Below are 12,901 nucleotides of genomic sequence, written 5' to 3'. Positions count from 1 at the left end.
TCTCAGGAGTGAATAGCATGAAACTGAATTCCAAGCTTTTACCCTACTTTGCGGCGGGGCTGATGGTCGCGGCCACCTGTTTAACAGCAGTGCAGGCCAATGACGCACTGCCGGACGACGACTGGCTGCATGTGGAGGGCAACCGGATTGTCGATAGGCTGGGCAATCCAGTGTGGCTCACCGGCGCCAACTGGTTCGGGTTCAATACCACCGAGCAGGTTTTTCACGGGCTGTGGTCCGCCAACCTGGCCGACCGTATGCGCGATTTGGCCGAACACGGTATCAATATTCTGCGCGTGCCCATTTCCACCGAATTGATCTGGGAGTGGCAAAACGGCATGGCTGCAATACCGGCGATCAATACCCACGCCAACCCCGAACTGGCAGGCATGAACGGGCTGCAGATTTTCGACGAGACCATTCGCCTGGCGAAGCAGTACGGCGTCAAGCTGATGATCGACGCGCACAGCGCCGAAGCGGACAACTCCGCCCACATTTACCCCATGTGGTACAAAGGCAGCCTCGACAGCGAGATTTTTTACCGCACCTGGGAGTGGCTGGCGGAGCGTTACAAGGACGACGACACTGTGATTGCGTTTGATATCGAGAACGAGCCCCACGGCAAGCCCTGGGCCGACAACCCCTACGCCAAGTGGGACAGTTCCACCGACGTCAACAACTGGAAGCACGCCTGCGAAACCGCGTCCAAACGGGTGCTAGCCATCAACCCCAATTTGCTGGTGTTGTGTGAGGGCATCGAGTCCTACCCCATCGACGGTGTCAGCTGGGGCGGGGGCGACGGAAACAGTTATCACAACTACTGGTGGGGCGGGAACCTGCGCGGTGTGGCGGACCATCCTATTGACCTGGGAGCCAACCAGGACCAGCTGGTGTACTCCCCGCATATCTACGGCCCGTCGGTTTTCCGGCAGCCTTGGTTCGAGCCGGACTTTACCTATCAATCGCTGATGGAGGACGCCTGGCGCGATAACTGGTTTTACCTGTACGAACAGGGAATCTCGCCGCTGTTGCTGGGCGAGTGGGGCGGCCTGCTCGACGGCGCGGAAAACGAAAAGTGGATGGGCTATGCCCGCGACCTGATTGTCGAGCACCAGCTGCACCACACCTTCTGGTGCCTCAACCCCAACTCCGGTGATACCGGCGGACTCTGGCTCAACGACTGGACCACCTGGGACGCCGCCAAGTACGCACTGTTAAAACCCGCGCTGTGGAGCGACGGCAGCGGTAAATTTGTCGGGCTCGACCACCGGGTGCACCTGGGTAACAGCAGTGTGGGAACACACCTGGGCGAATTCTATGGTTCCACTGAGCCCACCGTGCAGATCAGTAGCCCGGTTGACGGCGCCGAGTTTGTGGCCGGTTACCCGATCCCCCTGAGTTATTCCCTGCGCAACGCCACCGGCGTTAACGCCTATCTGGATGGTGTCTTCCAGGTCGGCGACAGGGATGGCAGTGTGACAGTCACCGCGCCGGACCAGCTGGGTGCACACGAGATCAGCCTGATCGCGCTGGACGATGCCAACCAGGAGCTTCCCGCCAGTGACACTGTCACTATCGAGGTGGTGGAAGAGCCGGTCGCAACGCCGAGTGTGGCAATCACCGCACCCGCCGAGGGCAGTAGTTTCGCACCGGGTGCCAGTTTCACGCTCGAATACACCCTTGAAAATGCCCACGGCGTAGAGGTAACGCTGGATGGCAATTCGGTAACGGCCACCGGTGGCGACAGCGTGGCGCTCACCGCGCCTGTCGTCGACGGCAGCTACACCGTGGACGTAGAGGCCCGGGACAGCAACGGTCAGCCACTGGCAGCCAGCGACAGCGTCACCATCGCAGTGGAGACACCCGCGCCCAGCGGCATTGTCTGTGCGCTCGATGTGGTAGATGTGTGGAGCGACGGTTTTGTACTGAACAATGTCAACGTAACCAACCAGGGCAGCGCCGTGAGCGGGTGGACGGTAACGCTGCAGTTCAGCGGACCTGTGACCTTTACCAATGGCTGGAACGGCGTGTTTTCCGTAGCTGCCAGCGGTCAGACCGTGACTGTCTCCAACCTGGAGTGGAACGGCAACCTGCAAACCGGGCAGAGCGCCAGCTTTGGATTCCAGGGCGGTCACGACGGCAGCTTCGTGCCACCTGGCTGTACCGCTAACTGAGTTTGAACGAAACAGCGGGCCCTCTGGGCCCGCCTCTTTGTCTGATTTTTCCCGGCTTTTCCCGCAGATCTCCCTGCCGGTTATCCCGCCTATTCCATAATTTATTTTATCGTTATATTTCCGGTAGCGTCGCCGGTTGCATCCTGGACTTCCGGAAATTGTGTACCCATTCATAGGTTTGTGTCCGTGAACGGGCCAGCCCATACCCGCCTCTCCGCCAATTCAACCGGACACCAACTGAATTGGCAGCAAGAGACTGTGTAATCGCGCGATTGATATATCCGCTGCTTAAAGCAGTTTACCGAAGCATTTTCCGGTTTTTCGAGGACGCACCTTGCTTCGGCTTCGCCGAATACTTCTCTCGATGGCACCAGACAATGAAAAAAATGCCAAAATTTTCAAGTAGGCCTTTTGTTCCAATTTTTTCGCCCGGCAGGATAAAATCCTGCCTCAGTGGAGTGGCCAATCCAACCTCAACAGAAAATAAAAATAACCTTCAGGGGACTGGGCGATGGACCTTTTGCTATTTAACTTACATGATGTCGTTCTCATCATGACAGCCTTTCAGTGCACACTGTTTGCATTCTTCCTACTGGTGGTCAGGGGCGAGCGGCGTATCAGCAATGCCCTGCTCGCACTGTTTCTGTTGAGCCAGGCCGCCATTCCCCTGGATATCCTTATCAGTTTTGGTGCGGGCTTTCGCGCGTGGGCTATCCAGGTCTCGCCCAATCTCTTCTATATATTCGGTTTCGCCTACTGGCTGGAAGGGCCACTGCTGCTCTGGTACACCCGCTCGCTGGTCTATAAAGACTACCTGCCGAAACACCGCGAACTGGTATACCTGTTGCCACTGCTTGGCTATGTCATTTACCAATACTTCGTTTACTTCCGCTTTGATTCCCTGGCAAAGGGAGAAATGTTGCAGGACTACGACCTGTTTGCCGAATCGCTGCTGACCCACGGCATCGGTACCTTGCGGGAGCTATTGCGCTGGGTATTTGGTATCGCCTGCCTGGTGGAACTCAGGCGTTATCATACGAGAATCCGCGATTCCTACTCCACTATCGAGATGATGGATCTCCGCTGGCTGTGGATTCTAGTGGCCGGCTTCCTGGTAATTCGCAGCTGGGCGGTGCTGGTTAATATCGCAATCATATCTTCCGCCCATCTGGATACGCTTCTCAATTACCGGGTCATGGGGCTCGCCAGTAATTACACCGTGTTGATACTGGTTAGCGCACTGATTTTCATGAGCCTGCATGGCGCGTCAGTATTTGACGGACTGGAACCCGAAGAGGAATCCGGTCCAGGCCCACTGGAAAAAAAACGTGGCGGCGTACAGAAAAGTGCCAACCCGGGTAAACCACCGATAGATCCGGAGCTGGTGGAAAAAGTGGAACGGAGTATGACCCGGGAGCATCTGTTCCTGAACCCAACCCTGACGCTGGCCGACCTCGCCCAACATCTGGGCACCGCCAAACGCACGGTATCCACCATCATCAACCGCCACTTTGGCTGCAATTTTTTCGAGTTCGTCAATCAGTACCGCATAGAAGAAGCCAAAGCCCGCCTGGCAGACCCCACCCGTGAAGAGCAGACAATTCTGGAAATAATGCTCGCTGTTGGGTTTAACACCAAGGGGACATTCAACACCCTGTTCAAAAACCGGGTGGGAATGACACCAACAGAATTCCGCTATCGCAGTCGCGCGCCGGCGCCCTTGCCGGAGAATGCGGTCTGATGGTATCGACCAACATCGCTCGGCATACCAGCCGCTGCGAGCGTGGCTTTTATGGGATTTAGTGCACTTCTGGCAAACCATGATTGGGAATAGCACTGGCAGGCTGGGGGAGGCGCCGAAATTCTTCAAATTTCAACAGCCTGCCAGTGATAAAAGCTATTCCCAGGAGCACAATCCAGTGGTTATTGGTTTTCGTTAGCCGGCCCCGGTTTACTTTCGCCTGTGAATGCCCCCAATGCCTCTCCATGGCGCCCGCCGGTTTTGGCAAACATGCTCTGCGGCGTGAAATCCCGATTTTCCGGATCGAAAAAGCGCGGATCATCAAACTCAGAAAACTGGTCCGGGTCAGCTCGCAAGTGTGCGTGAAGCGTGTCAGTGAAGGCACTCTTCCAGTCTCCAAAGCTGCTGAAACTCTGGGGGTTGGTGCCCCCAAGGTCCAGCAGCCACTCGGGGCCTGTTGCTGCACTGTAGTCTGTGTGCCAGAAGAGGTTGTAATCCATCTCACTTATGGCGGTTGAAACGTCAAGCTGTCTGGAAGGACGGGTAATCAGCAGGTCTCTTTCGATTTGGCTAAAAATATTATTGTAGATGTCGATCCCGACAATACCGGAGAGGTTTATTGCAACACGTTCGATATCATAAAAAGTATTGTTGACGATATCGAGACCTGCTGACTGCTCGCTCACATTTCCCATATCCAAATCAATAGCGCTGGCTGCCTCAAGGAATAAATTATCCCGGATTTGCAATTCGCCCAGCTTGCTGTCTGCGGGGGCGCTGCCATCCAGTGAATTGCTTGTTGCTACAATAGCCTTGTCGAGCAACTCAAATTGATTGCCCAGAATACTGACGTCCGATAAATATTTGTCATTTTGTACCTGGAGTCGAACACCAGTATCGGAATTGTAAAAATGGTTTTGGCTGATGGCGATCTCCGTGATTTCACCGCTATCTGCCGTGATGATGGGATAGCTGCCTTCCCTATCACTCTGATAAATATCGTGAATAGTATTGTTGCTGATATCCACCTGGCTGGTGCGCGACAGTCTTATGCCGCCGACATTTCTATAGCCATATACATGATGGATATAGGTATCGCTGACCTTGATGCCCCGGGATTCACAGTCGCCCAGCGAGGAAGATATACCGGCCGAATGTGTATTCCTGACTTCAATATTTTCAATCACAATATGACTGGCACACAAAAGGTAGATGCCAACGATGGTGTCTTCATCCTTGGTCTCTATACCCTGGTCAATGACCGGCTTAGGGGCGTCGTCACTTGTATCACCAGTGATACGGATCGGGGCCTCTGCTGTTCCACTGTTGGCCAGTGTGAATCCCCGTATGGTTTCACCGGGGAAGCGGTAATTGCTTGTATATTGGTGGCCGCCTTTGATAAGGATTGTATCGCCCGCCTGCACCGCATCCAGCGCATCCTGCAGTTCCTGGCTGCTTTCCACTTCGTAGGTTTTTGTGCTTGGGGGCGGTGGTGGTGTTGGCGGGTCATCTGAGGTCACAACGGAGACTTCCCCACCGGACCCGGATCCGCTGCAGGCAGTAATCCATATAGCTGTAAATGCTGCAATCGGCAGGTCGAACGAGAATTTTTTGGATTTTTCAGTGGCAAGGGGCATTTTGTCAGTGCTCAAATTAAAAGTTGTAAAATGTGACTGGTCATCATTCAAGGCAAAACAGCATTTACAGAGGTTTACCTGGTCACAGCCCTATGGCATGACTTAGCAGGCTGTTGAAATTCGCAGAATTTCGACGCCTGGTACCGGAATATGGATGTTCCGGCAAAATCGACGACGCCTAAGTCGTTGATTTTGGGAGAAAAGTGAAAATCACATTTTTCGCTTTTCGTGTTTTGAAACAGGCAGGATGCCTTTTTCAACAACCTGTTAGGTCCGTTAGCTTAGCCGCCAAAGCAGGCCCATCTATTTCGACGCGGCCGGACAACCTGTATTGCTGCACCCGTAATTGCATCACCTACACTGGCTTCTGCTGCATCTATCAGTCAGCACTCCTGTAGATACCCGAGTGGCGAACCCGGGCAATATAAGAGAGCCACCTCCTGCCTCTGGGTAATGAGAAATGCGTCACTCTTTGTTGCTCGTGCCTCGATTGGCACCTTTTCTGTGACAACAGTGCCAACTCAGTCAGCGTCAACAGACCCTAAGACTCTACCTGGCTGTGATCCCTGCCGAAATTCTTCGCAAGTCAATTAGATGCCGGTGTTTACATTTTCAATTAAATGTAACTCAACAAGGATGGCATCCGCTAAATGCTATGATATAGTATAACAGCTTTGGCACTTGGACAAACCTGCCAGCCTAGCCCCAGATTGTATCTGGCCAGTGTTGTCCGGGTAATCGTTTACGGCAATACGCTTTTTTTGCTGAAATAATTCATAAATTATCGAATAACTCATCAATAACAGATAAGGAGATCTTTCATGCAGACCATTTTGAAATGGATTGTCGCGGTTGCGCTGGGCGCCCTCGCAGTTCAGTCCCACGCGCAACACAGCGATGTTACGTTTGACATTGTCGCAGGCCAGATTGTTATCGAGGCTGACGGCCATATGCATAGAGCGGGTGCCCTTAGCGGAAACACACAGAAATTGGTGTTTGAAGCGGATTTCGGCGATTTCAACCAGGGGCCCTATGCCACAGACGATCCGGGCTACGTTTCCCACGAAGTTAGTGGCGTATTGACCCCTGGTGACATCATCGGCTTCTCCGGCGTCGGCACCTTGCAGTTCTGGGACGGCACTGCCTGGACGGCGATGACACTTGATCAGGTGACTTTGACAGACGCCCTTGGCGCGCAGTCCACCTTCAGTTCCGCAGGCACATTTGCTGGCAGCTCCAGTTTTATTGGTGCTGCGGATTCCATGGGTGGTTTCCATTCGCATATCGATTATGAGATCAATCCAGATGCAGCGGTTGGTGCTTACCTGATCGAAATGCAACTACTGGGCTTTGACAGCACGGGCAGCAGCCAAATCTACGTTGCATCTGAGAGCTACTACATTGCCATCAATTTTGGTTTGAGCGAGGCGGCCTTTGAAGCGAGTATCACCGCTTTGCCCTAGCGTTTTGATAATGATATCCGGGGACTTGGTGGGCCTGGACGCGGCTCTAAATAACCATCCCTCTGTTTCCCTCCGTGTTTGACACGCGCTTGGCCCGCTCTGCGGGCCCTTTTAACAATTCACACAACTAAAAATATGAGGTAGGGATGCCAACGCGACTTATGCAGCTAGCAGGTTGGTTCTTCGTCCTGGCTATCCCCCAGTCCGGGCTGGCAGAGGATTCCAGGGACAAAGGACACGAGGGGATCGAGGAGATCGTTGTTTCTGGCGAGAAAGAGGAGGGGAAGCATGACCAGTTTCGCACCGGCCAGTCTGGCGCCAGCTTGACTGGCGATAAGCTTCGCCTCGAAATCGGCAATACCCTTGGGGAGACACTGGCGGGCCAGGCGGGGGTTCACAACGCTACTTTTGGACCCAGCGTTGGTTTACCAGTATTGCGTGGTTTGTCCGGAGTACGTGTCAGAATCATAGAAGATAGCATTGGAAGTTGGGACGCCTCATCACTCAGTCCCGATCACGCTGTGGCCATAGAGCCAGTACTGGCAGAACGCATAGAGGTGCTTCAAGGTGCCTCCACCATAGAATTTGGCAATGCCGCAGTGGGCGGCGTTGTGCACGTCGATACACAGAGAATCCCCTCCACAAAAAAAGAACAACCCCATTCCGGGGTTATCGAGTGGAGAAACGAATTAATAAACGATCATGCCCAAATGACAACCGTAACAAAGCTCAATACCGAAAATGAGCGCTTCGGGTTTCATATTGATGCCTACGACCGAAGTCACGGCCATGTGGAAATCCCCGGCTGTGCCATTGATGTGGCAGGGGTCAACCGTCAGTTTGGTTTTGACGCGAGTCAGTCCAATACCTGTGGCTATATTGCCAACAGCGATGCTGAGGCGCAGGGCTATTCTATCGGTGCGGCTTTGACAGAGGAACAGTGGTATATCGGCGTCTCAGCCCGCAATATGGACTACAACTACGGGATACCACCGGGCAGTCACACAGAACCCCGGGATAGTGGCCACAGCCACGGCGGTGACGAAGACGGTGATCCGCTGATCCGTATTGACCTCGCGCAACAGCGTTACGACTTTAGGACGGAATACCGGTTTCGGCAAAGCGCTTTGCAGCAACTGGAGCTGCAGATAGCAACTGTAGACTATCAGCATCTTGAAGCCGAGAGAGGGGTGCCGGGTACCCATTTTGTCAATGATGTTACCGAGGCAAAACTGGGTCTCGTGCACAGCCTTGCGGCAAACCTGGAGGGTGTCATCGGCCTACAGGCCATTGACCGCTACTTTGCCGCCACAGGCAGTGAAAGCTTTGTGCCACCTTCGGATGTGACCAGTTTTGGTATTTACCTGGTGGAAAAATGGCAGCGCGGGGCCTGGAGCTTCCAGGCGGGTGGACGTCTCGATGCCACGGAGATTCGGCAGCTGGAACCGACAGCTCCCCTTCGCCCAAATAATCACCAACTCATGCACCAGCCCATTGAATATAAAACCAGTAATTTCCAACTGGGAGTTGCCTATGCGCCGGGGGATCATCAATGGTCCGCAGCACTGGGCAGGCACCAGCGCGTCCCGGATGCCCACGAATTCCTGTCACTGGGGCCACACCTGGCGACCCGCAGCTTCGACCTCGGACTACTGCTGCGGTCTGATGGTGTCATTCCAGACGCAGAGCTGTTTAACAGTGTGGAACTGGGCTGGAATTGGTCACACAGGCTGGGCAATACCAACCTCAGGATGTTCCGCAGTGAAGTGGACGGCTTTATCTATCAGGATAATATCGGCATCTTTTTCGACCTCGCCGAACAACTTTTTCGCGTCAACTGCGTCAGGCTCGCCGAGTGCCTGCCTGTTTATGAATACCGGCAGCGCGATACCGTGATACAGGGTGGCGAATTTGAATGGCTTTGGCCCGGGATTTCGATCGCCGCCGGGGCCCTGCAAATCAACTGGTTTGCAGACTACGTGGAAGGACGTCTGCAAGGTGCGGTTGACAACGGCACGGGCAATAGGGACATTCCCAGAATGCCACCCTGGCGACTTGGCGCAGGCGCTGAGTGGTCCTCGACGTCATGGCTGCTAGATGTCACAGCTACTTACGTGGCGGAGCAAAACAAGCCCGGCGCCTTCGAGACAAAAACCGACAGTTATCTCGAAGTGAACGCAAGTCTGCACTACAGATTAGCTGGATGGCTGGACAACGCCAGTGTATTTCTCAAAGGCCGCAATCTGGGTGACCAGGACATCCAAAATGCCACATCATTTATTCGAAATTTCGCCCCTGAGCCAGGCCGCTCCCTGGAGTTGGGGATACGGTGGGAATGGTAAGGTGGGAGCCTCGATGAAACACATGCTTTGTTGCTACGGGTATTTACGAAATTTAACAGCGGCGGTATTGCTGATTGCCACAAGCCTGGAAGCGAGAGCCCAGTACAGCAGCTGCAATAACTTTGGTCACTTCGATCTTTTCATTGATATCCTCCCGCCGGCTGCTGTGGGGGCTAAAATCCTGGTCGACTCCGCAGGCACTTTTCCTCTCAGTGTGGATACCGGCAACATCGTGGTTCCGGCAGATTTTGGTGACTTTGCCGGTGGACCACACAAAACGGATGACCCTGGATGGGTGGTGAATGCCGGCGACCTTACACCCGGCGAGAACCTTTGGTTTCGCGCTTTGGGTGCGCTTCGATACTGGGATCCAAAGCTCGAAGCATGGGGCAGCCCTGCCAACGGTGAGCGCGTAAGGTATTTCGGTGCCATTCCAATTGAAGTGCTATTGGGCAATGACCCGGATGAATTGGCATTCTATGAACAAGGAACTATCTGGTCCAACGCCGGTATCGAAGGCCCCATCGAATCACCAATCGACCAGGCTGCGCCGGATGGCAGCATTCATACGCATCTGGATTTCTGTGTCGAAGCCGCCGATGGCGATTGTTCACTCAGCGGGATTGGTCATACCGGCAACCCGTCAACAGGTGCTTACCTGATTGAGCTGCAACTATTTTCTGATGCAGGAGCAGGTGAAAAATACAGAAGCTCACGGCCTATACAGGTCTTACTGAACAACGGCTTGGCCGGGGGCCAGTGTGGGACAGCTATCAGTGCGTTGATTCAGCCCACCAATGTCGATTCCTCTAAAGCCCTGCCTGGAGCAGGAGTGCTTATTATGACGGGCTACTAGCAGGCGGTTGATTCTCTTCCAGTCTTGAACACATTGGTCGCCTGAATCTGCGATAAAATCAATAGCGTGCCAAAAAAATGCCAATTAGTTTGACCAACTAATTGGCACTATGGACTGGATCGCTCAATTTAGCAGATCCAATATTTTAGGTATTCCTATTGACGCAGGTTACCAATACATTTCCTGTATTCATGCATATATATTTTACCACCCATAGATGGGTTGGCATTAGCCTTATCCGCAGCAGCGTTCTGACAACCTTCTACCTGGCTCCGCGTCAATCCCATTTCACTGTGTGACATACCGCGGACAGACATGTCCCTCGGCTGCTCGTATCTACGAATTGCGGTAGGTGGCTGAACTTGGTAGAAATACCGGCCTTCTTCATTAAAACGATAGAAATTGCTACCAGTCTGATAGTAGGTCTTACCAAGAATCTGAACAGTGGTAGCATCAGACGGAAGCTGTGTAAGTCGCTCCTGCGCATAGGTAAAACCTGCAACAGAAAGCAACAGTACAAAAGAAAATAGATAACGCATGATATCTTCCTCTTCCACTAACCTGGCCATAATTCTATTCAGTTGGGAAGCGCCTCCCAACTTCCACTCTCCATAATATTTCCCGTTTTCAAATCCACTTTGATTCGCCTATATGAATAAGCAGCAAACTGAATTCTCAACTTTTACGGTGATAATTTATACTTCAATAAATCTAGCAATAATTTCTAAATATTTATTTGAATTAGCACATATACCTATAATGAAACATATTGACATCCTTTTTCCATTCCAATAAAACTGGCCGGTCATATTTGGAAAAATATATCAATCCCAAATTTTCCTACTAATGAATTGTTCAGTACACAACTGAATTACCGGACAACTTCTCTGACGGTCTGGGAGTAGAAAATTCCTAGGAGCAGATTAAAAGGAAAAAATCTTTATGGGTGAACTGGTTTTTCCACTTAAGATTTTTTCTGTATTTGAGATATTTGGACGGAATAGTTGGTCTCGATACCGACGTCCTAGAATTGACCTGTGCCACCAAATGAACTCTGCGCTCGTTTACTCGGCGCAATCAATCTCGTCCTTAGCAGTGTACCACTGAGGCGGTTCTGAGCTGATCTAAAGACTATCCGATAGGGAAACGGGTGGTCACATTTTTCCGTGGCCTGCCCCAATTTAGATGAAGGGGTTTTGGGGCTCCACTAAATGCGTCACGATAATTATTGAGTAGCCGACTCCAGCTATGGGAATCAGCTACTCGTTTCACAAGGAGAAACATCTTAACCCTTGTGGGGGAAGGAATTAAAATTTTCATACCATTCCAAATCAGTTTATTATTATAGAATACATCTCAGTCAAATGTCACATCTATACAGCTAAAAAATCTCTCAAAAGTCCATTCATTCCTACCCCACTCTGCGAATATAACGTGGCGACCGGAGCGAACGGGAATATTGCAATTCACACTGATGTGGTTAGCAATTAAATCCGCACTGATATTGGGATTGCTGCTAAAGTCTCCTGGAACCATCTGTTCATCACAAAAAGGCACTGCTTCAAAGTCATTCCAATCAAGATCCCGATTCGCGTCGAAGGTAAATTCAGGCCTGGTAATATAAAATACGAATTCTTCTGTATCAGAGAAGTGGGGTCCGTAAGTTATATCCCATACAAAGGTTTCCGGTCCTGAGGTTATAGATGTGGTCGGCCAATCAGCCGGCGTATCCCAAGGCGTAGGCAAAGGATCAGGCGTGGGCATGGGATTCCAGGTCTCACTATCGAAGCCACAGACATGTTTCGTAGTTTTTACAACTTTGCGCCCCTGATTATGGACAAGAACACTCATAAAGTTGTACCAGTGTGAGTTTTGGCCTCCGATAGTTAAATAGTTGGCAAAAGGCTCATTACATTTTGTACCGGATGGATTGTCAGGCTTTATATCCACGCCGCAATGCTGCTGCCGTGAAGGCGGGCTTTCTACATAGCCATGGCTAAATGCATGAGTTGCAAAAAATATGAAAACCAGACTAGTTACACTCTTATATAGATTTTTGGTGAGCATCCTATTCTCCCTTGGTAAAAACTGTAAGATATTTATAAAGTGAAACGCAAACAGCTGCTGTGGCGGAAGCTTATAAGAAGTCAAGAATTCCACGACATTTCCGTAGACACTACACAGCCTCCTGACAGCCCAGAAACCTTATTCGATATATTTTGAAAAAACAATGGGAGATACTGAACTGTAAACGAAACAAATGCCATACGCTGAATTTGATGTATAAGTAGACGTCAGCTCCCTCTATATTTTCCATGCCGTGGTGTTTTATTACAGTCAATCAATTTCGAGATTCGATTTCTGTAGAAATCTGTAATTTGCCACACCTGTAGATGTATTTGGTCTTTACACTATCCATTCAATTGCCTGCGGCTTATAATTTTTTATTGGAAAGCATACAACAGCGCTTAATGGCGGGGTAAGGTAGTGACCAGAGGCATATCTGATTGTTATCCTTGGTATAAGTCGATGAACAAGATTGGATCATAAAAGCAATACTACGGATGTTGAGAGACAAATGTCATCGAAGCATACACCAGGCCCAGTACAAAAGCTGAATTCACTTTACCGAATTCAGCCATTCGCTCCAAGAAGTTCTAGTTTAGTCGTGGATAAGATCAATCATTT

Annotated in this window: 8 protein-coding genes; 5 read left to right on the top strand and 3 right to left on the bottom strand. The window is 51.3% G+C overall.

The genetic code is table 11. From position 1 onward, the window contains the following. Positions 1-17: 17 nt before the first annotated feature. Positions 18-2,174: a cellulase family glycosylhydrolase gene (locus AB1S50_RS05845; protein ID WP_367149563.1), complete on the top strand. Its 2,157-nt coding sequence runs from the start codon at positions 18-20 to the stop codon at positions 2,172-2,174. Between the two features lie 553 nt (positions 2,175-2,727). Continuing rightward, positions 2,728-3,915: a helix-turn-helix domain-containing protein gene (locus AB1S50_RS05840; protein WP_367149562.1), complete on the top strand. Its 1,188-nt coding sequence runs from the start codon at positions 2,728-2,730 to the stop codon at positions 3,913-3,915. A gap of 182 nt (positions 3,916-4,097) precedes the next feature. Here AB1S50_RS05840 and AB1S50_RS05835 read toward each other — a convergent pair whose 3' ends face one another. Further along, complete coding sequence (locus AB1S50_RS05835) at positions 4,098-5,603, bottom strand: right-handed parallel beta-helix repeat-containing protein (protein WP_367149560.1); 1,506 nt, start codon at positions 5,601-5,603, stop codon at positions 4,098-4,100. A 770-nt stretch (positions 5,604-6,373) separates the two neighbouring features. On the opposite strand from AB1S50_RS05835, the gene AB1S50_RS05830 reads away from it, so the two are divergent. The 3 genes from AB1S50_RS05830 (at position 6,374) to AB1S50_RS05820 (ending at position 10,213) form a co-directional block, all read left to right on the top strand. Further along, a complete protein-coding gene (locus AB1S50_RS05830) occupies positions 6,374-7,015 on the top strand; it encodes a hypothetical protein (protein ID WP_367149558.1) in 642 nt (213 codons plus the stop codon). A 146-nt stretch (positions 7,016-7,161) separates the two neighbouring features. Then, positions 7,162-9,357, top strand: a complete 2,196-nt coding sequence (locus AB1S50_RS05825; protein ID WP_367149556.1) for a TonB-dependent receptor — start codon at positions 7,162-7,164, stop codon at positions 9,355-9,357. A gap of 13 nt (positions 9,358-9,370) precedes the next feature. After that, complete coding sequence (locus AB1S50_RS05820) at positions 9,371-10,213, top strand: hypothetical protein (protein ID WP_367149555.1); 843 nt, start codon at positions 9,371-9,373, stop codon at positions 10,211-10,213. Positions 10,214-10,368: 155 nt separating this feature from the next. Here AB1S50_RS05820 and AB1S50_RS05815 read toward each other — a convergent pair whose 3' ends face one another. Both AB1S50_RS05815 and AB1S50_RS05810 read right to left on the bottom strand, forming a co-directional pair. Beyond that, complete coding sequence (locus AB1S50_RS05815; RefSeq protein WP_367149554.1) at positions 10,369-10,752, bottom strand: hypothetical protein; 384 nt, start codon at positions 10,750-10,752, stop codon at positions 10,369-10,371. An 817-nt stretch (positions 10,753-11,569) separates the two neighbouring features. Beyond that, positions 11,570-12,280: a lytic polysaccharide monooxygenase gene (locus AB1S50_RS05810; protein ID WP_367149553.1), complete on the bottom strand. Its 711-nt coding sequence runs from the start codon at positions 12,278-12,280 to the stop codon at positions 11,570-11,572. Positions 12,281-12,901 lie beyond the last annotated feature (621 nt).

The organism is Microbulbifer discodermiae (assembly GCF_040742695.1).
Taxonomy (GTDB): domain Bacteria; phylum Pseudomonadota; class Gammaproteobacteria; order Pseudomonadales; family Cellvibrionaceae; genus Microbulbifer.
Note: the sequence above shows the minus strand (reverse complement) of the source record. Positions and strands in the feature narration are given on the sequence as shown.